Raw genomic sequence first — 23987 nt, 5'->3', positions numbered from 1 at the left:
GATGGCTATTGGTTCTAAGGATCTAAGCGTCGAGTCCCTGGACGGCTTCGATAATGCTCGTTTGAACGAGGAATTGAAGAAGGCCAAGGCAGAACTGTTCAACCTGCGTTTCCAGTCGGCTACCGGCCAGCTAGAGACTCACGGCAACCTGAAGTCCATCAAGCGCGATATCGCACGCATTTACACTGTAATGCGTGAGCGTGAACTGGGTCTTCGTCAGGAAGTCGTTGTCCCGGTTGAAGAGACCAAGAAGGGCAAGGAAGCCAAGTAATGAGCGAGAAGGATAACGCCGTGGATGCAGCTGTAGAGCGCAACGACCGCAAGACCCTCCGTGGTTACGTGGTTTCCGACAAAATGCAGAAGACCATCGTCGTTGACGTTGAGGACCGTGTTAAGCACGCCCTTTACGGCAAGGTCATGCGTCGCAACAAGAACGTGAAGGCTCACGACGAGAACAACGAAGCCGGCATTGGCGACTTGGTTGTAATCGCAGAGACTCGCCCATTGTCAGCAGACAAGAACTGGCGTCTCGTTGAGATCGTTGAGAAGGCTAAGTAAGCTTTCTTAGTGATTTCACGGATTACGTGAATAACTGAAAACGCCCCGAACACTTCGCAAGAAGAGTTCGGGGCGTTTTTCTATGTCCGGAAGTGTGAACTTTTCGGCGGGCGAAAGCTAAATACGAGTTGTCCTGGTCTTGAACGTTCCGCAGGCGGTGGCGTAAATCTTCCACGTACCCGCTGCCCGGCCCGCAAGGCAAAGTTATCCAGGGTTTCCATGATGGGAGCAGCGGCACAAATCTTCCGGCCCTTCACCGTAGACGTTCGCGTGAGCATCCCGATAGCTTCCAAGGAAACAATGACAGCCCAAAGTCAGCGCGCTGCGACGCGCACAAGTAGCTCTGAACGCTGCCGGGGTTGATTTGAGCAAGGTGAATTCGCGGAATCTTCCGCAAGTTGACGGTGTCGATATTTCGCAGGCTTATGGAGCCATCGCCATCAAATTGGCTTCACCAAATCCACCAGTTGCCACGGCGAGCCTCCTTTCAGCCTTGATCGAAATCAGCGCGGTCGCGGCATGTTTCGATTAGTCCGGTGGGGTTGATGGGGTCTAGTCCAAAGACCCCGCTCGATAGGCGCTGGGAGTGAATCCGAGTACTTGCCGGAAATCTTTAGTCAGGTGCGCATGATCCGCATATTCGAGCTCTGCCGCGATCTGCGTGATGGATATTTCTGGGTTTTCACGCAGTCGCTGTGCTGCCTCTTGCAACCGGTATCTGCGGATAACGGTCAGCGGGCTAAGCCCGACATACTCAGCGCAGAGCCGCTGCAGGCTGCGTATCGACAGACCTAGTGCGTCTGCCAGTTGAATCACGTTGACGATATCCCGTCTCTCTGCGACCAAGGCCAACATTTTATTGGCGATCAACCCATGTTGGTCTGTGATTGTCACCTTTTGCTCAATCCATCCTGCGAGCAAGTCAACAGCTGAGTTTAGTTGTTCCTGCGTAGCGGACGCGTCCATCAAATGGCGTACCGGTTCTAATAACCCTTCAGCGGCAAGCGTTACTTCACGGCCTAAGACCGTGCGTGGTTCAAAACCGAAGCTCCGGGCGGAGGCAGGTAACAGCAACGCCGCCAGCACCCATCCGCTACCGCTCAAATCTCGATGAGATGCCCCGGTAGAAACTCCGGAGACGGTGACACCCGTCGATTGGATAACTAGGTTCATGCAGGGGAAGGCAAGTAACTCTTGGCGTGAGGTACGGCCCGGCGCGATATCCCAGCGGGCCATCCAGAACCAACCCACCCTCTCGCGCAAATGCTGTGGGGCGAGAATGCGTTGGAACTCTGGCAATCTAGCAGGATACAAAACGCCTCGACGATCAGCCGTGCTGTCCACCGGTGACGACCTTTCAAAGTTGGCGTGAATCTACAAGTCCAAGGGTGCCACAGCAACCTAGAGTGAAGATATGGAAAATCAAGAGGAAAATACCACCGGAGTCACCGGCGCATACACGACCGACGGGATTCCGCTCGGTTCGACTTCGTTGACGCCTTTCTTGGCCATCAAGAACGCGGCGAATGCAGTTGAGTTTTATCGAGATGTTCTGGGTGCGCGGATTGTGGACTGCACCGAGATTGGCGGTGTGATGGTGCACGCTGAACTCGATTTTGGCAATGGAAAACTTCAGCTGGGGGAGCCGAGCCCGGATTACGGTCTGGTGGCGCCACCCGAGCCGCCGAGCGCCTGTTACTCCATGGCGCTGTATTGCTCGAACGTTGATGAACTAGTAGCTCGGGCGCAAGCAGCCGGTGCCACCGTGCGAGAGCCAGCGGGCACCTTCGTCTCCGGGGACCGTTTCGCGTCAATTATTGATCCTTTCGGGGTGCGCTGGTCACTTTTGAGCAGAGTGATAGACCTTTCCGAGGATGAGAGCAAGGAACGCGTTGCGCGGTGGGCTGCTGAACAACAGGGGTAACCGATGTTGAACCGATAAAGTCGACATATGAGAAAAGACGGTCAGCAACAACAGAAGCACACTTTCTTGATTCTGCTGATCGTCATCTCGGCGCTCATCGCCGTCCTGCCGTATGTGCCTTGGTTGGCCGGCGGAATCATTCCTAAGGTTCAAGCCTTTGCCAGTTGGCTGTTGCTCGTCCCTCTCGGGGCTTTGATTTTCACGCTGTTGACGAGGAAACGCAGGACCGCGATAGCAATTGGGGTTCTCTTGTTCATTGGCCTTATTCCGCAGGTGCACATAGCGCCAGCCGGGCCAAGCGAAACGGGCGCTGAGCTACGTGTGCTGAGCTTCAACGCATACCTCGCCGAAGCAAACAGCAATGAACTGGCCGCGCTGATCAAAGACGAACAACCTGACCTTTTGATCTTGGTCGAGACCAGCGAGAGACTGCATCAGGACTTGACGTCTCTTGGTGCGTTGGAAGGCCTGGATTTCAGGACGGCGCCGGCGCCTGCTGGGGGAGTGCGTGACACCGTGATCTTTTCCAAGAACCCGATGACTGAGATTGATTCGGGGCTTAGTGAACGCGACACCGGATGGTTTGCCATGCCAACCGTTGAGGTCGAAGTGGCCCAGCAACGTGTACTGCTTGCCGGGGTGCACGTTTACCCGCCACTGAAAAATGCACAGCAATGGCGCGAAGGTTTGTCGGCCATCGATACGTGGGTTCACGCGCATCCTGAATCTCCGATGATTCTTGCCGGTGATTTCAACTCGACTAGCGGCCACCGACTGTACCGAGATGCCGTGGCAGGTTTGACCGAGGCAAGCGGCTTGCGTCCTCTCGCGACGTGGCCCCGGACAATGCTCCCGTTCCCAGTCATAGAGATAGATCACATTCTCGGACGGGACGTGACATTCGCTCAAACGGGTGCCACACCGATCTCCGGTTCGGATCATCTCGCGGTACATACGACCGCGCGATTTTAATCCCCGAAATGACGCGGTAGATCCCGCCCTGGTGTGACCAACAAACTCGTTTGTACAACTTTGATCTGCGTACTTTCCCCAGTGGTGAAAAGACCTCTATCGGCGAGAACGATAAGAGCGTAATATGATTTATACATTCTGTATAAACGTAGATTGGAGACGTCGTGGAAACCATTCAAAGCCGTCTGTCCCATAACTACGCTGTCCGCGAGTTGAATCGGCTTGAACAGCTTCGGCTTTGCGAGCAGGCGCGCGCCGACGGGCTAACTCAAACCGAAATCGCACATCGGTTGTTTATCTCGCAGCCCGAAGTACATAGAATTCTTCGTAAAATAGAGCTCGTACCGGACCTTCTCCGAAGAACTCCACGTGAAGTTATACTCGATTTCCACGCGGAGAAAATTGACCACGCACAAATGATGACGGAGTTGAGCGGCTGGCCGTTTACGTTCTCCGAAATCGTAGAACCTCATAATCCAGAAGGCCAGGTAAGCCTCGGTAGCTGGGATGACATGACTGACGCTTTTCACAGGGACTTGATCGATGGATCTGACTACCAGACCATCAAAAATGCTGTGTGGCCAAAGAGCAACTAATGAATCCAGCTGACTTGAGTGAAGTGGAAGTAGAACTAAACACACTCACATCGATGGGTTCAGAACTTCACCGTGCAGGTCCGCGGGCTACTTATCGTCCAGACGCGCCGATTTTGGACTCACGGCTGCGCTTTCAGAGAGAACTGCTCGATGAACTTTTTGAAGAGGGACAGCCAGAAGTGGCGAACGACCGATCAGCTGCTGTGACATTCACGGCTGGCCCACCGGGTGCCGGCAAATCAACCGCAGTCCGTGAGCTCAACTTAGCCGAAACTGGATCGCGGGTAATTGATCCTGATGAGATCAAGCTTAGAATTTTGTCCGCCGAGGTGGGCTTCGGCACCTTTGATGACTTGCTTGCACGAACCCTGCGTGATGGCTATCCAATAATGCTCAACGAATTATCTTCGCTTGTTCATAATGAAAGTGTTCTTCTCGCGGATCGCTTGATCGCAAGAAGTTTGGAAGCTCATGAAAATGTCGTGGTCGAAGGGACCTTCTCTTGGCCTGGTCTAAAGGAACGCTACATGCATAGGCTTATGCTTCACGATTACGGTTCTGTGACGCTGCTTTCCATTGAACAGGAACAGAATAAGTGTTTGGCTTCTGCCTACGAACGGTGGGCTCAGGGAAGGATTGCAACGATCGAAGGTCGTGCCAGGGGTGGCGGACGTTTCACGCCGCGAGAGGCGATTACCTCGATTTACCTGGGTGGGTCCCGATATAGCAACTGCAATAAGAACGCGGTGGACTTCTTCAACGATCCTGCTGCAGAGCTGTTTGATCAGATCAGCTTAGTCGTACTTCAAGGAAGGGATGACCGAGAGTATAGGAAGTACCAACGAAGCGTTGGAGAATATCTGACGGAAGTCCCAATTTATTTGTAGCACCCGTCCAGATGAGATTCCTTCTACGAAGCCTAATTTTGAAATAAGCAAGCGAATTCTTAAGCGAGGATGAAAATCGCTCAGATCGAAGCGACGGAATCCAGCCTAAGGGCTCAGCCGAAGCCGATTTGGCCCCTGGTGGGGCTCAGCGCAAAAGCTGCTTACGCCCGAAATTTCGGGATTCTTGGTCACCTTCGGTGTGACCAACAACGCTCAGTTACGCCCTACCACACCATTTCTAAATGATGCCAATCTAGGCTAGACTTGAAAACCTGTGCGCGCTTCATTCGGGGACTATCCACCTTCGGTGTAGTGCAGTGCGGCCTGACACCGTCTTGCCGCGCAGTACAGCCTCGGTATTTTACGCCTCGGCCCTGCCAACAATTGGGATCAGCATTCGGTGCGCCCGCGTCGGTGGGGGTAAGCGATACGTATCGTGGAGACCATATCCGTTCCGCAAGGCTCATTTATGAGAACCAGCGAGACGACAGGAGTAAGCAGTGATTCAGAAAGAGTCGCGACTGAAGGTTGCCGATAACACTGGTGCTAAGGAAATCCTTACCATCAACGTGCTCGGTGGCTCCAAGCGTCGCTACGCAAGCATTGGTGACACTATTGTCGCCACCGTCAAGGATGCAATCCCAGGCGGCAACGTAAAGAAGGGTGACGTCGTCAAGGCCGTCATCGTTCGCACCAAGAAGGAAATCCGTCGTGCAGACGGTTCCTACATCAAGTTCGACGAGAACGCTGCAGTGATCCTCAAGGGTGACGCCGCAGATCCTCGCGGAACTCGTATCTTCGGCCCAGTGGGTCGCGAGCTTCGTGACAAGAAGTTCATGAAGATCGTTTCCCTGGCTCCGGAGGTGCTGTAAGCATGGGTGCAAAGATTAAGAAGGGTGATCTGGTTCAGATCATCTCGGGCAAGGAACGTGGCAAGCAGGGCAAGGTCCTGACTGTCATCACCGCCACTTCGCGCGTACTTGTTGAAGGCGTTAACCGCGTCACCAAGCACACCAAGGCCGGTCAGTCCGAAAACGGAACCACCTCCGGTGGCATCGAGGTTGTTGAGGCACCAGTTCACGTTTCTAACGTGGCAGTGGTTGACCCAGAAACCAAGAAGCCAACCCGCGTTGGTTTCCGCGAGGAAACTGTCGAAAAGAACGGTGTGTCCAAGACTGTGCGCGTCCGTTACGCCAAGGCTTCCGGAAAGGATCTGTAATGACTGAGACAGCCACCAAGATCCAGCCACGTCTGAAGGCTAAGTACGCCGCAGACATCCGCCCTGCATTGCAGGAGCAGTTCAGCTACGGCAACCCAATGCAGGTTCCAACCCTGACTAAGGTTGTTGTGAACATGGGTGTCGGCGAGGCCGCTAAGGATTCGAAGCTTATCGAAGGCGCCGTTCGCGATCTGACCGCAATTACCGGTCAGAAGCCAGTGGTTACCAAGGCTCGCAAGTCGATCGCACAGTTCAAGCTGCGCGAAGGCATGCCAATTGGTACCCACACCACCTTGCGTAATGATCGCATGTGGGAATTCGTTGATCGTTTGATCACCCTGGCACTGCCTCGTATCCGCGACTTCCGCGGTCTGAGCGACCGTCAGTTCGATGGCAATGGCAACTACACTTTCGGTCTGACCGAACAGTCGATGTTCCATGAAATCGATCAGGACAAGATCGATCGCGTGCGCGGTATGGACATCACTGTGGTGACCACCGCCAAATCTGACGATGAAGGCCGTGCCTTGCTCAAGGCTCTGGGCTTCCCGTTCAAGACCTCCAACTAATCTCACTACGTTACAGGTCCGCTAAGGAAACCGTAACGAGGAAGGGCTGAAGCCCACATGTCTATGACAGATCCAGTCGCAGATATGCTGACTCGACTGCGTAACGCTAACTCGGCATACCACGACACTGTGTCGATGCCATCGAGCAAGCTCAAAGTACGCATTGCTAACATCCTCAAGGAACAGGGCTACATTGCCTCGTTCGAGGAAGTTGCAGCAGAAGTCGGCAAGACGCTGACCATCAACCTGAAGTTCGGCCCATCGCGTGAGCGTTCAATCGCTGGCGTACGCCGTATCTCCAAGCCAGGCTTGCGTGTATACGCAAAGTCCACCAACTTGCCTCACGTGCTCGGTGGTCTTGGTATCGCAATCCTGTCCACCTCCTCCGGTCTGCTTACTGACCGTCAGGCTGCAAAGAAGGGCGTAGGTGGGGAAGTCCTCGCCTACGTCTGGTAACGGAAAGGGAGCAACAGACAATGTCACGTATTGGACGTCTTCCGATTACCGTCCCAGCAAACGTTGAGATGAATGTGGATGGCCAGAAGGTCACCGCTAAGGGCCCGAAGGGTGAGCTTTCGCTCATCGTTTCGGCTCCAATCACCGTAGCCAAGGATGAGAACACCGTTACCGTGTCCCGCCCGAACGACAACCGCGAATCGCGTTCGTTGCACGGCTTGAACCGCACCTTGATCAATAACATGATCACCGGTGTGACCACGGGATACGAAAAGAAGCTTGAAATCCACGGTACCGGTTACCGTGTGGTTGCTAAGGGCGCCAGCCTGGAGTTCGCTCTTGGCTTCTCGCACCCAGTTAGCGTCACGGCTCCTGAGGGAATCACCTTTACCGTCGAGGGCAACAACAAAATCACCATCGCTGGTATTGATAAGCAGCACGTCGGTGAAGTTGCCGCTAACATCCGCAAGCTGCGCAAGACCGAGCCTTACAAGGGCAAGGGCATTCGCTACGCTGGCGAGATCATCCGCCGCAAGGTCGGAAAGGCTGGTAAATAATTATGGCTATCGGAATCAAGGGCAAGAGCCGCTCCGCTTCACGCGGACGCCGCCACATCCGTGTGCGCAAGCGCATCGTTGGTACCTCGGTACGCCCACGCCTGGTCATCAACCGCTCGGCTCGTCACATGTTCGTACAGATCGTGGACGACTCACAGGGTCTTACCCTGGCCAGCGCTTCGACCATGGAAGCAGATCTTCGCGCAAGCGATGCAGACAAGACCGCAAAGTCCAAGCGCGTTGGTGAGCTCGTTGCCGAGCGCGCCAAGGCTGCTGGGATTGAAGCAGTTGTCTTCGACCGCGGTGGCAACCGCTACCACGGTCGCGTGGCAGCTATTGCTGACGGCGCACGTGAAGGTGGGCTGGCACTGTGAGCGAAGCTACTAACAAGAAGGAAACTCAGGTGTCTGAAGCTACTGAAGCAGCCTCGACCGCTGCAGCTCCTGCCACGGAAAAGACCGGCGCCGCTCGCGGCGAAGGACGTGGACGTGGTGGAGAAGGCCGTGGCCGTGGCGAGGGTCGTGGCCGTGGCCGCGATTCGAAGGACAGCCGCAACGACGACAAGGACAAGTTCCTTGAGCGCGTTGTAGCTATCAACCGCGTATCCAAGGTCGTCAAGGGTGGTCGTCGCTTCAGCTTCACCGCACTTGTCGTTGTAGGTGACGGCGACGGAATGGTCGGCGTTGGCTACGGTAAGGCCAAGGAAGTTCCAGCAGCTATCGCTAAGGGCGTTGAAGAGGCTAAGAAGTCCTTCTTCCGCGTTCCACGCGTTGGCGGAACCATCCCACACCTGGTCAAGGGTGAGGCCGCCGCTGGCGTCGTCTTGCTCCGTCCAGCTGCCCCGGGTACCGGCGTTATCGCCGGCGGTCCGGTGCGTGCCGTGTTAGAATGTGCTGGTATCCAGGACATCCTTTCGAAGTCGATGGGTTCAAGCAACCAGATCAACATCGTGAAGGGCACCATTGCCGCGCTGAAGGGTCTCGAAGAGCCTGCAGCAGTTGCAGCTCGCCGTGGTCTTCCACTGGACGAAGTTGCTCCAGCATCTATGTTGCGTCACATCCAGACCCAGAAGGCTGGTGCTTAATCAATGGCTAAGAACATTGTTCCAAGCGACGTCACTCTGGAAATCACCCAGATCAAGTCCATCATTGGTGGTAGCCAGGTTCAGCGCGATATCGTTCGCTCGCTGGGTCTGAAGCGTATCGGACACACCGTTGTCCGCACCGCTGACCCTGTGACCGTAGGTATGGTCAACAAGGTCCCGCACCTGTTGAAGGTTGAGGAGGCTAAGTAAAGATGGCTATAAAAGAATCCGCACTTAAGATCCACCACCTGCGTCCTGCTGAAGGTGCCAAGAAAGCTAAGACCCGTGTTGGTCGTGGCGAGGCATCCAAGGGTAAGACTGCAGGCCGTGGTATGAAGGGCACGAAGGCTCGCTACCAGGTCAAGGCAGGCTTCGCAGGTGGACAGCTTCCGCTGCACATGCGTCTGCCAAAGCTGCGAGGCTTCAAGAACCCATTCCGCGTCGAGTACCAGGTTGTAAACCTGGACAAGATCTCGGAATTGTTCCCAGAGGGTGGCGAAGTCACCGTCGAGGCACTTGTTGCTAAGGGCGCAGTTCGCAAGAACCAGCCAGTCAAGGTGCTTGGCACCGGCGACCTAACGGTCAAGGTTGACGTGAAGGTTAACGCCTACTCGACTTCCGCAACCGAGAAGATCGCTGCTGCTGGCGGCCAGGCAGAAACCCTCTAAATCAGGGTTTGAGCTTAAGCTAAATCCCCGGTGAGCTTGTTTAAACAAGTTCACCGGGGATTTTCTTATCTTTCATTATGTGAACTATGACGCGAAGTAATTCCACGTAAAACGCCGATTTTATGCTCATAAGGCTAAAAAATCGGCTGTTGACTGTGTGGCGTATTTGGCACGATAGTACATGAGACGGCTAGAATCATTAGGTCATAGCAAGAGTCTTTATCTAGACTCAGGCACATACTTCAGGAGGACGCTTGTTCAGCGCCATAGCCCGAGTTTTTCGGACGCCTGACCTGCGCAACAAGTTGCTTTTCACCCTCGGGATCATTGCGATCTATCGAGTCGGCGTTTTCATTCCGGCCCCAGGTGTCGATTACAGCAACGTTCAGCAGTGTCTGGCGATGGGTTCAACCACCGGTGGTCTTTATCAGTTCGTTAACCTCTTCAGCGGCGGCGCCCTGTTGCAGGTATCGATCTTTGCCATGGGTATCATGCCGTACATTACGGCGGCCATCATTGTGCAACTATTGCGTGTGGTGATCCCGCACTTCGAAGAGCTGCATAAAGAAGGCCAAGCAGGCCAAGGCAAACTGACCCAGTACACCCGCTACCTGACCATCGCGTTGGCCCTCCTTCAGGGCACCACGTTGATCACCTTGGCGCGTACCGGCGGACTTTTCCCAAGCTGTACCCTTCCGCTGATCCCAGATGACTCGATCATGGTGATCTTGCTGATGATCTTCGCACTGACCGCAGGCACCGGCCTGATCATGTGGATGGGCGAAATGATCACCGAGCGCGGTATCGGCAACGGCATGTCCATCCTGATCTTCATCTCGATCGCTTCGGGCTTCCCATCCGCTATGGGTGCTATCCAGCAGTCGCAGGGTTGGGGCACCTTCCTTGGTGTCATCGCCGTGGGCTTGCTGGTGATTGCACTTGTGGTGTTCGTGGAGCAGTCTCAGCGCCGTGTTCCGGTGCAGTACGCCAAGCGCACCATCGGGCGGCGTACCGTGGGTGGAACATCCACCTACATCCCGCTGAAGGTCAACATGGCGAACGTGATCCCAGTGATCTTCGCCAGCTCGATTCTTGCACTGCCGCAGATGATCGTCTCGTTCAATCAGAACGATGACGGCACACTGCCCGAATGGGCCATGTGGCTGCAGACCCACTCGGCGTCCTCCTCGCCGTGGTACATGCTTGTGTACACGCTGTTCATCATTGGCTTCACCTACTTCTACGTTGCGATTACTTTCAACCCAGTTGAGGTCTCGGACAATATGAAGAAGTACGGTGGCTTCATTCCAGGCATTCGTGCCGGTAAGCCAACCGCAGATTACCTGCAGTTCGTGATTTCACGAATCACTTTTGCGGGCGCCCTGTATCTGGCGTTCGTTGCGTTGATCCCGCTGATCGCATTCGTGCTGTTCAACGCTGACCAGAACTTCCCATTTGGCGGCACCTCGATCCTCATCATGGTTGGTGTGGGTCTGGAAACCGTCAAACAAATCAATGCTCAAATGCAGCAACGAAACTACGAAGGGCTACTGCGATGAGTCGACTGCTAATTATTGGTCCGCCAGGTGCCGGCAAAGGCACCCAGGCAGTGAAGATCTCCGAGCGTCTGGAAATCGTCGCGATCTCCACCGGTGACATCTTCCGCGCCAACGTCAAGGGCGGCACCCCACTGGGTGTTGAGGCCAAGAAGTACATTGACGCCGGCAACTTCGTCCCAGACTCGGTCACCAACAACATGGTTGAAGATCGTCTGGCGCAAGAAGACGTAGCCAGCGGTTTCTTACTTGACGGGTACCCACGCACCAGCGCGCAGGTTGATGCCTTGGATGCGATGCTCAAAGCTCAGAATGTCGAGTTGGATGCAGTCCTGCAGCTCACCGCAGATGATGATGAGCTCGTAGCCCGTCTGCTCAAGCGTGCAGAAATCGAGGGACGCGCAGATGATACCGAAGAGGTCATCCGCCACCGCCTGAGCCTGTACAACGAAGAGACCCGCATCGTGGTTGAACGTTATGAAGAGCGTGGCATTGTCCGCAAGGTAGATGGCCTCGGTGCCATTGACGAGGTCACCGAGCGCGTGCTCGCGGCCTTGAACGTCAGCGCCTAGCAAATACCAGTTCACACATAGGGACCGAGCCACAACCAGCCTGTGCAGGCCGTGGCCCGGTCCCTATGTAGTTTCAGCGAACTAAGCAACCCGCACTGCGGGGTATAAAGATAAGAATTAAGGAGCATTACCTTGGCTCTAGGTCAGCCGCGAATTGAGTACAAAACCAATTCGCAGATACTAAAAATGCGCGAAGCCGGTCTGGTTCTCGCCGAAGCACTGGATGAAGCCAGTGCTGCCGCCCGTCCGGGCGTCACCACCAAGTCAATTGACGCGATCTTCGCGAAGGTTCTGGAACGCCACGGAGCTACCAGCAACTTCTTGGGTTACCACGGCTTCCCTGCCAGCATCTGCGCCTCGGTGAACCACGAGGTTGTCCATGGTTTCCCCAGCGGCTATGAACTCAAAGATGGCGACGTGCTCAAGATTGACGGCGGCGCGATTATTGACGGCTGGCACTCGGACTCGGCTCGCACGGTATTGATTGGCAACGTGGATCCTGCCGACCAGCGTTTAAGCGAGATCACCGAGCAGGCCATGTGGGCCGGCATTGCCGCGTTCTCCAAGGCGCGCTTCATCGGTCAGATCGGCGAAGCCATCGATGACTTTGTCACCGCTCAGCCAGGTGCCCCACTGGGAATCCTGGAAGACTACTGCGGCCACGGTATCGGTTCGGCCATGCATATGGCTCCGGATGTACTGAACTACAACACCGGCCACCGCGGCCCACGCATCAAGCCGGGGATGGCTTTGGCTATTGAACCGATGCTGGTTCGCGGCCAGATCGGCACCTCGGTGCTGGAAGATGACTGGACCGTCGTCACCGACGATAAGGCCAACGCTTCGCAGTGGGAGCACACCGTGGCGATCCACCTGGGTGGCATTTGGGTACTCAGTGCCCATGATGGGGGAGCGGCCGGACTGGCACCATTTGGCGTCACTCCATCGCCCATCACAGCGTAAATCGTAGTTCCGGTACCCGCGAGGTGCTGGAACTAACACTTTTAGTGCGCCCTTGGATTTGTCCTAGGCTCTGCTGATGGCGTATTCTTAATTTTTGGTTGTCTATTTAATGCGCCTAAAACTCTCAAGAGCTTTGGCGAAGTTGAAGCAATCAGAACCAATTACTTGTTGATGGAAAATCATTGACAACAAAAGTTAGCGGGGAAAATGGGCAAGAAGGAAGGCGTCATCCAGGTAGAGGGCTCTGTGTCCGAAGCGCTGCCGAACGCGATGTTTCGCGTAGAGCTGCCAAACGGTCACGTAGTACTTGCAACTATCTCGGGTAAGATGCGTCAGCACTACATTCGTATCCTCCCAGAGGATCGTGTGCAGGTTGAAATGAGCCCATACGACCTCAACAGAGGCCGTATCGTTTACCGCTACAAGTAAATCTGCAGTCCATAGACATTTTTGACGGACGTTGACGAGAAATCGTTTCTGACGTCCGTCTGACTAATGTTCTTGGGACATACTGTTTGTTTACTGCTCCACACAATAACTGCAACCGCCAAAGGAAAAAACCTTGAAGGTTAACCCTAGCGTGAAGCCGATCTGCGATAAGTGCAAAGTGATCCGTCGTAATGGCGTGGTCATGGTGATCTGCGAAAACCCACGCCACAAGCAGCGTCAGGGCTAATTCCGTTCTTCGGAATTTCCCACGCGTAGTCATTTAGGCAGTACCGTATCGAGAAATCGGTGCATACCCCCGGGTTCGGAGGCCGGGGCCAGGAGAAATTCTGGGTGGTACTGTTCCAGACCTCCGTTGGTTGAAAGGTAGCCACTTGGCTCGTTTAGCAGGCGTGGACATTCCACGCGAGAAGCGCGTAATTATCGCGCTGACTTACATCTACGGCGTGGGCAAGACCCGTGCAGAAGAGACCATCGCAGCGACCGGCATTAGCCCGGACACTCGCGTGAAGGATCTCAGCGACGCTGAACTCGTTCAGTTGCGTGACTTCGTCGAAGGCACTTACAAGGTAGAAGGTGACCTGCGCCGTGAGGTTCAGGCTGACATCCGCCGTAAGGTCGAGATCGGATCCTACGAAGGTATTCGTCACCGTAAGGGCCTGCCGGTCCACGGTCAGCGCACCAAGACGAACGCACGCACCCGCAAGGGACCAAAGCGTACCGTCGCAGGTAAGAAGAAGACTCGCTAAATCTTAGCGATCTAGTTCAAATACTTTTTTCGTAGGAGAAGAAATGCCCCCTAAGACTCGTGGAGCGGTACGTAAGCCGCGTCGCAAGGACAAAAAGAATATCGCGATGGGACAGGCGCACATCAAGAGCACCTTCAACAACACCATCGTATCGATCACCGATCCGACCGGCGCTGTGATCTCGTGGGCTTCGGCCGGCGAGGTAGGCATGAAGGGTTCACGCAAGTCGACCCCATACGCCGCTCAGATGGCTGCTGAATCTGCCGCTAAGCGCGCGCAGGAGCACGGCATGCGCAAGGTTGACGTTTTCGTCAAGGGCCCGGGCTCGGGACGCGAAACCGCGATCCGCTCGCTGCAGGCTGCTGGCCTTGAGGTCGGATCCATCTCGGATGTTTCCCCAAGTGCTCACAACGGTTGCCGCCCATCAAAGCGTCGCCGCGTCTAATTGATTCGCTAGGCTGAGCCTGAAGAAGTCACCGAGCCATTCGAGAGAATGGGTCGGTGACGTTCTTGGACTCTTTTGCCTGCAACAGACGAACGGCCAACTGGCTACCGTCGTTTCCACCCCCGTGAGGCGTCATATAGCGGACGCTCGCTGAAAGGAAATGTAAGTGCTCATTACGCAGCGCCCAACCCTGACCGAAGAAGTAGTTTCCGAGAATCGCTCCCGGTTCGTCATTGAACCGTTGGAGCCAGGCTTTGGTTACACCCTAGGTAACTCACTACGCCGTACCCTGTTGTCCTCGATCCCTGGTGCAGCTGTCACCAGTGTTCGAATCGACGGAGTACTGCACGAGTTCTCTACCGTAGCCGGCGTCAAGGAAGACGTCACCGAATTGGTTCTTAACATCAAGAACCTCTCGGTCTCTTCCGAGCACGACGAGCCGGTCGTCGCCTACCTGCGCAAGCAGGGCCCAGGCGTCGTTACCGCAGCGGATATCACCCCACCAGCGGGTGTAGAGTTCCACAACCCTGACCTGCATATCGCTACCTTGAATGCCAATGGCAAGTTCGACATGGAACTGACCATTGAGCGTGGCCGTGGCTATGTGTCAGCAGCTCAGAACAAGAACGTTGACGCAGAGATCGGTCGAATCCCAGTTGATTCGATCTACTCGCCAGTTCTGAAGGTAACTTTCCGTGTGGAAGCTACCCGTGTTGAGCAGCGCACCGACTTCGATCGTTTGATCGTAGACGTTGAGGCCAAGTCATCGATCACCCCGCGCGATGCTGTGGCATCCGCAGGTACCACTCTGGTTGAGCTGTTCGGTTTGTTCCGCGAACTGAACACCGCAGCAGAAGGTATCGAAATCGGCCCATCGCCAACCGACGCAGCTTTGGCTGCCGACATGGCGCTGCCGATCGAGGATCTGGAACTGACCGTTCGCTCGTACAACTGCTTGAAGCGTGAGGGCATCCACTCTGTGGGCGAACTCGTAACTCGCTCCGAGGCAGACTTGATGGACATCCGTAACTTCGGTGCGAAGTCCATTGACGAAGTCAAGGCCAAGCTGGTTGAACTAGGTCTAGCCCTGAAGGATTCCCCTCCAGGTTTTGACCTTGCCGCTCGTAGCGCCATGGAAGATGGCGACGACGTCTTCGACGACGGTCTGTAAAGACTTTAGTCTCGCGACACACTACTTCACCCGATCTGCCGGTATAAACCGACAGGCTCGGTCATTCATCTAGGAGAATTACCATGCCTACCCCTACTAAGGGTCCGCGTCTCGGCGGCAGTGCAGCACATGAGCGATTGATCTTCGCTAACATGTCAGCACAGCTCTTCGAGAACAAGAAGATCACCACCACCCTGACCCGCGCCAAGCGTCTGCGTCCACACGCAGAACGCCTGATCACCTTCGCTAAGCGTGGGGATCTGGCATCGCGTCGTCGCGTCCAGGCCGTGATCGCATCGCGCTCGCGCACCAACAAGTCGATCGTTCACGAACTATTCGCGAACATCGCACCGGCAATGGCTGACCGCCAGGGTGGCTACACCCGCATCACCAAGATCGGTAACCGCAAGGGCGACAACGCTCCTATGGCAGTTATCGAACTGGTTATGGAACCGGTTTCGCCAAAGCAGGCCGTAGTCAAGGAAGCCACCAAGGCTACCGAGACCGCTGCTGAGCCAACCACCGAAGAGGCGTAAGCTTTAGCTTATAAATCTTCGCCGGTAACTCGGTGATAAGAAATCCCCGGACACTTCCTCGCGGAAGAGTTCGGGGATTTCTGTTTAATGCTTATAGGTTTTCAAGCCCGGGACACAACTTACCCATGTTTTCCGAACGTGCACGAGTTTCTTGGGTGTCGAGCAAAGACATCTTCGTGCGCATCTGCTGCATGTCCAGCGAGTCATCGGTGACGACGGCGAGCAACGCGTCGGTATCCTCCGCGAAGGCATTGAGCTCGGTTGCGAGCTCTGGTTCGGCTTTCTGCGCGACGCCATGAAATATTGATGAAACCTTCTGGCCCTGGTCCACCATGTCGCCCAAGCTCGACGATGTATGCATATCGAGCTTTTGCTCTTTGGCTTGGTTGATGATTTCTTGGCAGGCTTCTTCATTGGATAGAGGTTTCTCAGAACATGCTCCCAAACCGAAGGCAGCAGTCACGGTGATTGCACTAATTGCGGTGATACGGGTGAATTTCATGGACACTCCCAATACTTGGTGCTTGATGATCGGCAGGTTCAGCGCGGATTAGCCGTGATGAGTCTGTGCTGTCAAGTATAGGGAGTCGTTAGCCTTATTAGGTTGACGTGAAATCGCTACTGCGATTGATTTACAGTGAACGAGGAGATTTGATCGATTGCTGGCGTATGGTGTACTCGATGTATTTTTGAGCAACTCGTCTAAGGAAACCAACTATGAGCGAAGCCCGGATTGTGAAGTTGGAAGAGGAGATCTCGAATCTGCGAGAGCTGCTTACATCTATGACGCTCAGTGTGGAGTATCGGAAAGATATGGCGGTTGAGGCTTCGCTGTCCAACCACCAGATTGCGGGGCAAACGCGCACTGCGTTGACGCTGGTGCTGGGATCCATCCAAAGCCGTGCGGAAGGAGAAGAACCTCAACAGGTACGGAACCCTGGGATACTGGAGCGCTTTCCTGTGATCGCTGAAGCTCAAATAGCGGGCAGTATTGACCTAGCCGAGGCAATCCGGCTGGTTGCGCGGATTGTAGGAAACCATGAGCAGGCATATCAATTGCTCAGGGCGCATCACGATAGCGGTTTCGGTGTCGAGGCCTATAAGAAACTTGGTTTAGGGCTGGAATGATCCTCGTTTGTCCGTGAAGCCAGCCACCTGATTCGTTGTTGGTGTTGCTCCTTGCGCATAATTGAATACATGAGTTTGCAGTCTGAGAATATTGATCCCTTGGGAACTACCGCTCTGGGTACCAGTGACAGGCCAGCACTGATCCGTATGCGGATGGTGCTGGGTTATGACGGTGCCGCCTATAGCGGTTGGGCACGTCAGCCTAACGTCACCGGAGTGCAGCAGCTAGTTGAAGAAGCCTTAGAAACGCTGATCCGTCGCCGCATCCGCGTCATCGTTGCAGGACGCACCGACGCCGGTGTACACGCCCGCAACCAGGTAGTGCACTTCGATCTGACCGAGGAAGAATATCTCGGACTGCCGCGTAATTCGGATCTGGAACCAGGCCCCGCACTGCTGCGGCGCATCAATGGTTTGCTGGGAAAGCAAGAGGGTGCCGTCTGGGTGCATGAAGCGGTCCGTGCTGCGGATGGCTTTGATGCCCGTTTCTCCGCGCTGGCCCGGCGCTACTCCTACCGGATTGCAGACGGTATTCACCGCTGGGATCCGCTGAGTCGCCAGCTGACCATGTGGTACCGCGAAGAGATCGATATTGATCTGTTGAATGCTGAGGCTCAGTCGGTGCTCGGACGCCACGACTTCTTATCTTTCTGTAAGCCAAAGCCCCGTGCCACCACCATTCGTATACTGCAGGAATTTGAATTCGGCCGTGCCGAAGATGGAAACATCATGGTTCACCTGAAAGCTGACGCGTTTTGCCACAATATGGTCCGTTCGCTCATCGGTGGCGCGCTGCGTGTTGCCAGTGGCAGGGAGCAGCCAGGCTTCCTCGCCGAGCGTCTGGCGCTGATGGTGCGTGATTCAAAGTCGATTCTTGCTCATCCTCACCCGTTAGTCCTCGAAGAGGTCTATTATCCTGATGATGATGAACTTGCTGCGCGCGCCGCGCTCACCCGCGCAAGACGCGATGTTTCGCAGACAGATTCATTAAAAAGCCTCGATTAACGACACTCTGGGTGTTGTTGCTCACCTAGAGGTACCTTTGTTTTGGTCGTCTGACCGTTAATCGGCTAAACTTTTATGAGTTGTGTATGTCCACGTTCGACACTACACGCCCAAGCGTGACGGCTTAGTTGCATAGTCGCTGGTCTGCTGGGTGTGCGAACAATATATGGACGGCCGGTCATCTCAGTCCTCACCTGACGTACTGGTCTAGCACAAGAACAACACGACAGTGCTCGACACTGGGGGATCTCACCGCCTTCAGCCAAGCGACTGTTTGACCAGAAACGAATCAACGTAAGGCAATTACTGTGCGTACGTACACCCCAAAGCCGGCTGACCAGACTCGTCAGTGGTATGTCATTGACGCCACCGATGTAGTACTCGGCCGTCTCGCCGTTCAGGCCGCAACCTTGCTGCGCGGCAAGCATAAGCCAACCTTTGCAGCTCACATGGACATGGGCGACCATGTCATCATCATCAACGCCGAGAAGGTCGCACTGACCGGCAAGAAGCTGCAGGACAAGCGCGCTTACCGCCACTCGGGTTTCCCGGGCGGCCTCAAGAGCGTTAACTACGCAGAGCTCCTCGAGAAGAACCCAGTTCTTGCAGTCGAGAAGGCTATCAAGGGCATGCTTCCAAAGAACAAGCTTTCCGATGCTCAGGTCTCGAAGCTGAAGGTCTACCGCGGCGCGGAGCACCCTCACGCAGCACAGGCTCCAAAGGCACTGGAAATCACCCAGGTCGCTCAGTAGTACTGGCCTCGAGAACAAAGACTTAATAGGAGAATATCGTGGCTGAGAACACTGAAGAGACCACTGAATTCGAAGGCGAAACCCCTTCGACTTACACCACCGAGACCTCTGCATCGGCCGTTGTTGCCGATACCGAGCGCGCTCCACTCACCGTCCCAGGCGGTGCCGTTGGTCGTCGCAAGCAGGCTATTGCCCGCGTGCGTTTGATCCCAGGTTCAGGTAACTGGATCGTCAACGGTCGCACCCTGGAAAACTTCTTCCCTAACAAGCTGCACCAGCAGGATGTTAACGAGCCTTTCAAGGTTCTGGGTCTAGAAGGCGCTTACGATGTTATCGCTCGTATCCACGGCGGCGGCATCTCGGGTCAGGCCGGCGCATTGCGTCTTGGCATTGCCCGTTCGTTGAACGAGATCGACCGCGATGCAAACCGCGCGACCTTGAAGAAGAATGGCTACTTGACTCGTGACGCTCGCGTCATCGAGCGTAAGAAGGCCGGTCTTAAGAAGGCTCGTAAGGCTTCGCAGTTCTCGAAGCGCTAAACCTTACCCACAGGTTTCCCAAAGGCTCCACATCTTCGGATGTGGGGCCTTTGGCCGTTAAAATCCCAAATGTGACTTCAAAGGCAATGAACTTTGTTGATATAGCGTCCTAAAGCTCACAATCGCGCCGGTAAATCGATGCGTAGGGCTTATGATTAACGATGATGGCAAGGTTATTTGGGACCGATGGGGTCCGAGGAAAAGCAAACGAGTTGTTGACTCCCGAGCTGGCGCTAGATTTAGCGCAGGCAGCTTCGGTAGTTCTTGGTTTAAGTCAGTCGGAAGACGGCCGTAAACCGGTAGCAGTGGTAGCGAAGGATCCGCGTATCAGCGGCGACTTCCTCTCCGCGGCTATCGAGGCCGGCCTGGCTGCCTCTGGCGTAGACGTAAAGGATGCGGGTACTTTACCCACTCCGGCTGCTGCGTTCTTGGTAGGTGATCTCAACGCAGACTTTGGCGTGATGATCTCTGCCTCGCACAATGCTGCACCGGATAACGGTATTAAGTTCCTGGCACGTGGTGGTAAGAAGCTTGATGATGCGTTGGAAGACGCCATCGAAGCCTGCCTCGACATGCCAAACCCACGTCCCACCGGCGGGGCAGTAGGACGCATTTCGCGCTTTGCTGACGCCGAAGACCGTTACATTCTGCACCTACTGGCAGCTATGCCAAACCGCCTTGATGGGGTCAAAGTCGTTCTCGACTGCGCCCACGGTGCGGCTTCAGGCTGCTCGCCGGAGGTCTTCAAGAATGCCGGTGCAGAAGTTATCGTTATCGGTGCCGAGCCAGATGGCATCAACATCAATGACGGCTACGGTTCCACCCACCTGGAAAAGCTCCAGGCTGCCGTGCTTGAGCACGGTGCAGATCTTGGCATCGCCCACGACGGTGACGCGGACCGCTGCCTCGCTGTAGACCACGAGGGAACCGTTGTAGACGGTGACCAGATCATGGCAGTTATGGCGCTGGACCTCAAGGACCGCGGCGAGCTGAAGGACGACACCCTCGTCGCCACCGTGATGAGCAACCTTGGCCTGAAAATCGCCATGGAAAAAGCGGGCATTACGCTCAAGCAGACCGGAGTGGGAGACCGCTACGTGCTCGAAGGCATGCGCGAAGGCAACTACTCGCTTGGCGGCGAGCAGTCCGGCCACGTTATCTTCAGCAAGTACGCCACCACCGGCGACGGAGTGCTCACCGGCCTGCTGCTGGCAGCCCGCGTGAAGGCCACCGGAAAGACCTTGAAGGAACTGGCTTCGGTATTGACCGTGCTTCCGCAGGTTCTGATCAACGTGCGCGGCGTCGACAAGGCTGCCGCTCCAGAGTGCGAGCCGCTGCTCCTGGAGATCGCTGGCGCTGAAGCCCGTTTGGGCGACACCGGACGTGTGCTCTTGCGCCCCTCGGGTACCGAGCCAGTTGTTCGCGTGATGGTCGAAGCGGCCACTCATGAGCAGGCCCAGCTGGAAGCAGAGCTGCTGGCAGCTGCCGTAGCGACTCACTTGGCACTGTAAAGCATCCTCTCAGTAAACATCGAGAAAACTCACACCCCCGTACCGCGTTCCAGTAAGGAACATGGTGCGGGGGTGTGGCATTCTAATGAGTAGTTATTGGGTTAGAGATCTGGGGAGTAGTTCTTCGTGACTTTGCGTATCAGCGTCATCGGCACCGGCTATCTTGGTGCAACTCATGCCGCATGCATGGCAGAACTTGGCTACGAGGTCATTGGCCTTGACATCAATGCAGAAAAGCTTCAGGCCCTGAGCGCAGGAATTCTTCCATTCCACGAACCGGGTTTGCCCGAGCTACTGCGTAAGCACGTGGACAGCGGTCGGCTGCGCTTTACCGACTCATTTGAAGACGTTGCGCAGCACGCTGACATCCACTTCGTGACCGTGGGAACTCCGCAACGCGCGGACTCGCAGTCGGCTGATATGAGCTATGTGGACGCAGCCGTTGATTCTCTCGTGGCAAATATTTCCGGTGAAGCACTGATCGTTGGCAAGTCCACCGTTCCCGTAGGGACCGCACGCCGGCTCAGCGAACGCATTGAAGCGGCCTCCAAGCCTGGCAGCAAGATCAGTTTGGCGTGGAACCCAGAGTTCTTGCGTGAAGGATTTGCGGTCAAAGACACGCTGACCCCAGACCGGCTGGTCTACGGCATCCAAGATGATACCTCCCTAGCCAAGCTACGCGAGGTCTACGCCCCGATTCTTGCCCTGGAGACCCCAGAGGTGGTCACAGACCTGGAAACCTCTGAGCTGGTCAAGGTGGCGGCCAACGCTTTCCTTGCCACGAAGATTTCCTTCATCAATGCCTTTGCTGAAGTGACCGAGACCGTGGGCGGCGACATCAAGACGCTGGCAGACGCTATCGGCCATGACGCTCGAATTGGCCGTAAATTCCTCAACGCCGGAGTCGGATTTGGCGGCGGTTGCCTGCCCAAGGATATCCGCGCGCTCCAAGCACGCGTCAGCGAACTTGGTTTGAGCCAGACCATGGGATTTTTGGACGAAATGGATCAGATCAACTTGCGCCGCCGTGACCGTGTGGTTTCACTGGCTTCCTCAATCCTTGGCAAGCAGCTGGCAGGCAAGCGAATCTGCGTGCTGGGCGTGACGTTCAAACCAGATAGCGATGACGTACGTGACTCACCGGCCTTGGACATTGCGGTGCGCCTCTACAACTCGGGCGCCGAGGTCTCGGTATATGACCCAGAGGGCAACAAGAATGCTGCAGGCCGCTTCCCACGCCTGAACTATGTTGGCTCATGGCGTGAAGCGGCAAAGGAAGCCGACCTGGTTCTGCTGCTCACCGAGTGGAAAGAATTCCGGGCCTTGGATCCGCAAGAGCTTGGCGAAGTAGTCAGCTCCCGTGTCTTGATTGATGGCCGCAACGTATTGGACCGTCCATTGTGGCGTGAACAAGGTTGGGTTATGACCGGGCCTGGCGAAAAGTTCGACCTGCCCGGAGACTAAGAATTAAAAACAGATGCGGTTCATGCGCGATATTCTCGCGCATGAACCGCATCTGTTTTTTTGGTCTGTTTCTAGCTAGAACCCAAAGTCCTTCATGACTGCTGGAAGCTGGTCAATCAAGCGCGAGGCGCTAACCGTTCCCTGCTGGGCAGTGACCCGGCCTAGCTGGCCGTGAATCACCGCGGCGCAGGCGGTCAGTTCCATCAGGCGGCTATTGCTCACCGTCTCAAGGCCGTGAATGCCGGTCAGTGAGCTATCGGAGAGCATATAGCCGAGAATGCCTGTAAGAACATCTCCAGAGCCAGCAGTGGCCAGTTGAGCCGCCGCATGGCAGACGACTAGGTTTGCACCATTCGGTGCCACTACGTAACTGGTTGGGCCCTTGAGCAGCACCACAGCGTTATAAGCCAAGGCGACCCAGCGGGTCCAACGAATAGGATCCTGCCGAATTTCTTCGGTGGTGACACTCACTCCGGCACGGCGCAGAAGCATCCGCAGCTCTTTGGCATGCGGAGTGAGCACACGTGGCTGCTCGCTAGGACCGGTAGGAACTACCTCTAAACCACTGGCATCAATAACTGCTGGCTGGCGGCTGTCGAAGACGTTGGCAATCACTCCGGTTGGGGGAGTGCGGCTATCAATTCCAGGGCCAATGGCCCACGCCGAAATCTTGGCTCCGCGGCCATGCAAGTGTCGGCGTGCCAGAGAGAGTGCTTCGGTGATTTGATCATCATCCAGCGGCACGGTTTCCGGGGCAGCCAAAGAGAGCAACGGCTGGACTTCTTCTGGAACGTGGGTGCGCAACAATCCCACACCACAGGCCACTGCGGCGCGCGCAGTCAGCTGGGCGGCTCCAGGGTAGAGAGCGGAACCTGCAATGAGGCCCAGTACACCGCGCTCGTACTTGTGTCGTCCGGCGTCTCGCCAGCTGCGATGTTCATTCAGCAGCTCTTGAGCCGAGTTTTCATCGACTAGGTGTGTTTCCGGGATGACCGAGGAGAAATCAAAGTCCAAAGCCGCAACCTGAATTTCACCGGTAACCAAGGGTGCATCCTGGGAAATCAGTCCGGTCTTCATCGCGCCAAAGGTAACGGTCCGCTCGGCGAGCAACACGTCGTCATCGACACTCCCGGTTTCGCAGTCCAGCCCTGAAGGAACATCGCAAGCTAGTACGCGCGTGCCTGCAGGAAGTTTTGGAAGCTGCGCTCCGGTGCGGTAGCCAATGCCGTAAATTGCATCGATGACCAACGAGGCTGACGATAGTGCTTCTTCACCCTCCGTCAGAGACTTCACGGTGCCAGCAACGGAGGCATAAGCCTGCAACGCTTCTGGGTGGCCGGTTTCTGTGCACTGGAGGGCAAGAGTCTGATAACCGCGTTGAGCTAGCTCGGTCAGCGCATAGAGACCGTCGCCACCGTTATTGCCTGGACCAATCAAACCGATGATTAGAGCATCGGAGGGGGAGACGGTCTGGGCCAGCATCGCTTCGGCTGCGGCAGCTAGTTCGCTGGCGGCAGCGCGCATCAGCGATTCACTTCCACGCTTGGAGATCTCTTGGGCCTCGACCGCACGAACTTGCGCAACACTGTAGACAGGGATCATAAGACAAACTTTACTCACCTATCCGGTGATACGTCCGTTTTAGTAGCGAACGTGTCG

32 protein-coding genes and 1 pseudogene are annotated in these 23987 nt (G+C 55.6%); 30 read left to right on the top strand and 3 right to left on the bottom strand.

Going from position 1 to position 23987, the window contains the following annotated elements; translation table 11 throughout:
* Position 1 precedes the first annotated feature (1 nt).
* Complete coding sequence (gene rpmC / locus VJ369_RS16670) at positions 2–271, top strand: 50S ribosomal protein L29 (protein WP_324093138.1); 270 nt, start codon at positions 2–4, stop codon at positions 269–271.
* Positions 271–558 carry a 30S ribosomal protein S17 gene (gene rpsQ, locus VJ369_RS16665; protein ID WP_324093137.1) on the top strand — a complete coding sequence of 96 codons (288 nt, stop codon included), beginning with the start codon at positions 271–273 and terminating at the stop codon, positions 556–558. Before rpmC ends, rpsQ begins: the two co-directional genes overlap by 1 nt.
* A gap of 552 nt (positions 559–1110) precedes the next feature.
* Here rpsQ and VJ369_RS16660 read toward each other — a convergent pair.
* Positions 1111–1902: a helix-turn-helix domain-containing protein gene (locus VJ369_RS16660; protein ID WP_324093136.1), complete on the bottom strand. Its 792-nt coding sequence runs from the start codon at positions 1900–1902 to the stop codon at positions 1111–1113.
* A gap of 70 nt (positions 1903–1972) precedes the next feature.
* Between VJ369_RS16660 and VJ369_RS16655 the strand changes: the two genes are divergently transcribed.
* The 22 genes and pseudogenes from VJ369_RS16655 to rplQ all read left to right on the top strand — a co-directional run.
* Positions 1973–2482: a VOC family protein gene (locus tag VJ369_RS16655; protein WP_324093135.1), complete on the top strand. Its 510-nt coding sequence runs from the start codon at positions 1973–1975 to the stop codon at positions 2480–2482.
* Positions 2483–2509: 27 nt separating this feature from the next.
* Positions 2510–3454: an endonuclease/exonuclease/phosphatase family protein gene (locus tag VJ369_RS16650; RefSeq protein ID WP_324093134.1), complete on the top strand. Its 945-nt coding sequence runs from the start codon at positions 2510–2512 to the stop codon at positions 3452–3454.
* A 164-nt stretch (positions 3455–3618) separates the two neighbouring features.
* Positions 3619–4050, top strand: a complete 432-nt coding sequence (locus VJ369_RS16645) for a hypothetical protein (RefSeq protein ID WP_324093133.1) — start codon at positions 3619–3621, stop codon at positions 4048–4050.
* Positions 4050–4937 carry a zeta toxin protein gene (locus VJ369_RS16640; protein WP_324093132.1) on the top strand — a complete coding sequence of 296 codons (888 nt, stop codon included), beginning with the start codon at positions 4050–4052 and terminating at the stop codon, positions 4935–4937. Before VJ369_RS16645 ends, VJ369_RS16640 begins: the two co-directional genes overlap by 1 nt.
* A gap of 500 nt (positions 4938–5437) precedes the next feature.
* The gene (gene rplN, locus VJ369_RS16635; protein ID WP_096256889.1) at positions 5438–5809 is read left to right on the top strand and encodes a 50S ribosomal protein L14; all 372 of its coding nucleotides are present in this window, start codon (positions 5438–5440) and stop codon (positions 5807–5809) included.
* A gap of 2 nt (positions 5810–5811) precedes the next feature.
* Positions 5812–6156 (top strand): 50S ribosomal protein L24, encoded by a 345-nt coding sequence (gene rplX, locus VJ369_RS16630; RefSeq protein ID WP_096256888.1) that lies wholly within the window; start codon positions 5812–5814, stop codon positions 6154–6156.
* The gene (gene rplE / locus VJ369_RS16625) at positions 6156–6725 is read left to right on the top strand and encodes a 50S ribosomal protein L5 (RefSeq protein ID WP_096256887.1); all 570 of its coding nucleotides are present in this window, start codon (positions 6156–6158) and stop codon (positions 6723–6725) included. The genes rplX and rplE overlap by 1 nt, the downstream gene beginning before the upstream one ends.
* 57 nt (positions 6726–6782) lie before the next feature.
* Positions 6783–7181 carry a 30S ribosomal protein S8 gene (rpsH, locus tag VJ369_RS16620; RefSeq protein ID WP_096256886.1) on the top strand — a complete coding sequence of 133 codons (399 nt, stop codon included), beginning with the start codon at positions 6783–6785 and terminating at the stop codon, positions 7179–7181.
* Positions 7182–7201: 20 nt separating this feature from the next.
* A complete protein-coding gene (gene rplF, locus VJ369_RS16615) occupies positions 7202–7738 on the top strand; it encodes a 50S ribosomal protein L6 (RefSeq protein WP_324093131.1) in 537 nt (178 codons plus the stop codon).
* 2 nt (positions 7739–7740) lie between these two features.
* Positions 7741–8112 carry a 50S ribosomal protein L18 gene (gene rplR / locus VJ369_RS16610; RefSeq protein WP_096256884.1) on the top strand — a complete coding sequence of 124 codons (372 nt, stop codon included), beginning with the start codon at positions 7741–7743 and terminating at the stop codon, positions 8110–8112.
* Positions 8113–8141: 29 nt separating this feature from the next.
* A complete protein-coding gene (gene rpsE / locus VJ369_RS16605) occupies positions 8142–8822 on the top strand; it encodes a 30S ribosomal protein S5 (protein WP_324093189.1) in 681 nt (226 codons plus the stop codon).
* 3 nt (positions 8823–8825) lie between these two features.
* Positions 8826–9032 (top strand): 50S ribosomal protein L30, encoded by a 207-nt coding sequence (rpmD, locus tag VJ369_RS16600; RefSeq protein ID WP_096256882.1) that lies wholly within the window; start codon positions 8826–8828, stop codon positions 9030–9032.
* Between the two features lie 2 nt (positions 9033–9034).
* The gene (rplO, locus tag VJ369_RS16595; protein WP_096256881.1) at positions 9035–9490 is read left to right on the top strand and encodes a 50S ribosomal protein L15; all 456 of its coding nucleotides are present in this window, start codon (positions 9035–9037) and stop codon (positions 9488–9490) included.
* Positions 9491–9744: 254 nt separating this feature from the next.
* On the top strand, positions 9745–11049 hold the full coding sequence (secY, locus tag VJ369_RS16590) for a preprotein translocase subunit SecY (protein WP_324093130.1): 1305 nt from the start codon (positions 9745–9747) through the stop codon (positions 11047–11049).
* The gene (locus VJ369_RS16585; protein ID WP_324093129.1) at positions 11046–11618 is read left to right on the top strand and encodes an adenylate kinase; all 573 of its coding nucleotides are present in this window, start codon (positions 11046–11048) and stop codon (positions 11616–11618) included. The genes secY and VJ369_RS16585 overlap by 4 nt, the downstream gene beginning before the upstream one ends.
* A gap of 132 nt (positions 11619–11750) precedes the next feature.
* A complete protein-coding gene (gene map, locus VJ369_RS16580) occupies positions 11751–12581 on the top strand; it encodes a type I methionyl aminopeptidase (RefSeq protein WP_324093128.1) in 831 nt (276 codons plus the stop codon).
* Between the two features lie 207 nt (positions 12582–12788).
* Positions 12789–13010 carry a translation initiation factor IF-1 gene (gene infA, locus VJ369_RS16575; RefSeq protein ID WP_096256877.1) on the top strand — a complete coding sequence of 74 codons (222 nt, stop codon included), beginning with the start codon at positions 12789–12791 and terminating at the stop codon, positions 13008–13010.
* Between the two features lie 133 nt (positions 13011–13143).
* Positions 13144–13257 carry a 50S ribosomal protein L36 gene (gene rpmJ / locus VJ369_RS16570; RefSeq protein ID WP_013349661.1) on the top strand — a complete coding sequence of 38 codons (114 nt, stop codon included), beginning with the start codon at positions 13144–13146 and terminating at the stop codon, positions 13255–13257.
* Between the two features lie 145 nt (positions 13258–13402).
* Complete coding sequence (gene rpsM, locus VJ369_RS16565) at positions 13403–13777, top strand: 30S ribosomal protein S13 (protein WP_324093127.1); 375 nt, start codon at positions 13403–13405, stop codon at positions 13775–13777.
* Between the two features lie 43 nt (positions 13778–13820).
* Positions 13821–14222, top strand: a complete 402-nt coding sequence (rpsK, locus tag VJ369_RS16560; protein WP_096256875.1) for a 30S ribosomal protein S11 — start codon at positions 13821–13823, stop codon at positions 14220–14222.
* A gap of 166 nt (positions 14223–14388) precedes the next feature.
* A complete protein-coding gene (locus tag VJ369_RS16555; protein ID WP_096256874.1) occupies positions 14389–15393 on the top strand; it encodes a DNA-directed RNA polymerase subunit alpha in 1005 nt (334 codons plus the stop codon).
* Positions 15394–15476: 83 nt separating this feature from the next.
* Positions 15477–15926 (top strand): annotated as a pseudogene (gene rplQ / locus VJ369_RS16550) (50S ribosomal protein L17); the annotation flags it as partial.
* Between the two features lie 94 nt (positions 15927–16020).
* On the opposite strand, the gene VJ369_RS16545 reads toward rplQ, so the two are convergent.
* Entirely contained in the window at positions 16021–16431 is a 411-nt protein-coding gene (locus VJ369_RS16545; RefSeq protein ID WP_324093126.1) for a hypothetical protein, read from the bottom strand.
* A 215-nt stretch (positions 16432–16646) separates the two neighbouring features.
* Between VJ369_RS16545 and VJ369_RS16540 the strand changes: the two genes are divergently transcribed.
* From VJ369_RS16540 to VJ369_RS16515, 6 genes are all read left to right on the top strand, one after another.
* Positions 16647–17057 carry a hypothetical protein gene (locus VJ369_RS16540; RefSeq protein ID WP_324093125.1) on the top strand — a complete coding sequence of 137 codons (411 nt, stop codon included), beginning with the start codon at positions 16647–16649 and terminating at the stop codon, positions 17055–17057.
* Positions 17058–17126: 69 nt separating this feature from the next.
* On the top strand, positions 17127–18062 hold the full coding sequence (truA, locus tag VJ369_RS16535; protein ID WP_324093124.1) for a tRNA pseudouridine(38-40) synthase TruA: 936 nt from the start codon (positions 17127–17129) through the stop codon (positions 18060–18062).
* Between the two features lie 308 nt (positions 18063–18370).
* Positions 18371–18814 (top strand): 50S ribosomal protein L13, encoded by a 444-nt coding sequence (gene rplM / locus VJ369_RS16530; RefSeq protein ID WP_096256869.1) that lies wholly within the window; start codon positions 18371–18373, stop codon positions 18812–18814.
* 38 nt (positions 18815–18852) lie between these two features.
* A complete protein-coding gene (gene rpsI, locus VJ369_RS16525) occupies positions 18853–19353 on the top strand; it encodes a 30S ribosomal protein S9 (protein ID WP_096256868.1) in 501 nt (166 codons plus the stop codon).
* Between the two features lie 164 nt (positions 19354–19517).
* Positions 19518–20864 (top strand): phosphoglucosamine mutase, encoded by a 1347-nt coding sequence (gene glmM, locus VJ369_RS16520; RefSeq protein WP_324093123.1) that lies wholly within the window; start codon positions 19518–19520, stop codon positions 20862–20864.
* Between the two features lie 126 nt (positions 20865–20990).
* A complete protein-coding gene (locus VJ369_RS16515) occupies positions 20991–22328 on the top strand; it encodes a UDP-glucose/GDP-mannose dehydrogenase family protein (RefSeq protein WP_324093122.1) in 1338 nt (445 codons plus the stop codon).
* A 75-nt stretch (positions 22329–22403) separates the two neighbouring features.
* Here VJ369_RS16515 and VJ369_RS16510 read toward each other — a convergent pair whose 3' ends face one another.
* Positions 22404–23930 carry an NAD(P)H-hydrate dehydratase gene (locus tag VJ369_RS16510; RefSeq protein ID WP_324093121.1) on the bottom strand — a complete coding sequence of 509 codons (1527 nt, stop codon included), beginning with the start codon at positions 23928–23930 and terminating at the stop codon, positions 22404–22406.
* Positions 23931–23987: the final 57 nt, after the last annotated feature.

Origin of the sequence: Glutamicibacter sp., from assembly GCF_035257265.1 — a bacterium.
GTDB lineage: Bacteria > Actinomycetota > Actinomycetes > Actinomycetales > Micrococcaceae > Glutamicibacter.
Note: the sequence above shows the minus strand (reverse complement) of the source record. Positions and strands in the feature narration are given on the sequence as shown.

What these genes read in the sequence shown, in the direction of transcription:
- rpmC (WP_324093138.1), top strand. Translation starts at nt 2, where the DNA reads ATGGCTATTGGTTCTAAGGATCTAAGCGTCGAGTCCCTGGACGGCTTC.
- rpsQ (WP_324093137.1), top strand. Translation starts at nt 271, where the DNA reads ATGAGCGAGAAGGATAACGCCGTGGATGCAGCTGTAGAGCGCAACGAC.
- VJ369_RS16655 (WP_324093135.1), top strand. Translation starts at nt 1,973, where the DNA reads ATGGAAAATCAAGAGGAAAATACCACCGGAGTCACCGGCGCATACACG.
- VJ369_RS16650 (WP_324093134.1), top strand. Translation starts at nt 2,510, where the DNA reads ATGAGAAAAGACGGTCAGCAACAACAGAAGCACACTTTCTTGATTCTG.
- VJ369_RS16640 (WP_324093132.1), top strand. Translation starts at nt 4,050, where the DNA reads ATGAATCCAGCTGACTTGAGTGAAGTGGAAGTAGAACTAAACACACTC.
- rplX (WP_096256888.1), top strand. Translation starts at nt 5,812, where the DNA reads ATGGGTGCAAAGATTAAGAAGGGTGATCTGGTTCAGATCATCTCGGGC.
- rplE (WP_096256887.1), top strand. Translation starts at nt 6,156, where the DNA reads ATGACTGAGACAGCCACCAAGATCCAGCCACGTCTGAAGGCTAAGTAC.
- rpsH (WP_096256886.1), top strand. Translation starts at nt 6,783, where the DNA reads ATGTCTATGACAGATCCAGTCGCAGATATGCTGACTCGACTGCGTAAC.
- rplF (WP_324093131.1), top strand. Translation starts at nt 7,202, where the DNA reads ATGTCACGTATTGGACGTCTTCCGATTACCGTCCCAGCAAACGTTGAG.
- rplR (WP_096256884.1), top strand. Translation starts at nt 7,741, where the DNA reads ATGGCTATCGGAATCAAGGGCAAGAGCCGCTCCGCTTCACGCGGACGC.
- rpmD (WP_096256882.1), top strand. Translation starts at nt 8,826, where the DNA reads ATGGCTAAGAACATTGTTCCAAGCGACGTCACTCTGGAAATCACCCAG.
- rplO (WP_096256881.1), top strand. Translation starts at nt 9,035, where the DNA reads ATGGCTATAAAAGAATCCGCACTTAAGATCCACCACCTGCGTCCTGCT.
- VJ369_RS16585 (WP_324093129.1), top strand. Translation starts at nt 11,046, where the DNA reads ATGAGTCGACTGCTAATTATTGGTCCGCCAGGTGCCGGCAAAGGCACC.
- infA (WP_096256877.1), top strand. Translation starts at nt 12,789, where the DNA reads ATGGGCAAGAAGGAAGGCGTCATCCAGGTAGAGGGCTCTGTGTCCGAA.
- rpsK (WP_096256875.1), top strand. Translation starts at nt 13,821, where the DNA reads ATGCCCCCTAAGACTCGTGGAGCGGTACGTAAGCCGCGTCGCAAGGAC.
- VJ369_RS16545 (WP_324093126.1), bottom strand. Translation starts at nt 16,431, where the DNA reads ATGAAATTCACCCGTATCACCGCAATTAGTGCAATCACCGTGACTGCT.
- VJ369_RS16540 (WP_324093125.1), top strand. Translation starts at nt 16,647, where the DNA reads ATGAGCGAAGCCCGGATTGTGAAGTTGGAAGAGGAGATCTCGAATCTG.
- truA (WP_324093124.1), top strand. Translation starts at nt 17,127, where the DNA reads ATGAGTTTGCAGTCTGAGAATATTGATCCCTTGGGAACTACCGCTCTG.
- glmM (WP_324093123.1), top strand. Translation starts at nt 19,518, where the DNA reads ATGGCAAGGTTATTTGGGACCGATGGGGTCCGAGGAAAAGCAAACGAG.
- VJ369_RS16510 (WP_324093121.1), bottom strand. Translation starts at nt 23,930, where the DNA reads ATGATCCCTGTCTACAGTGTTGCGCAAGTTCGTGCGGTCGAGGCCCAA.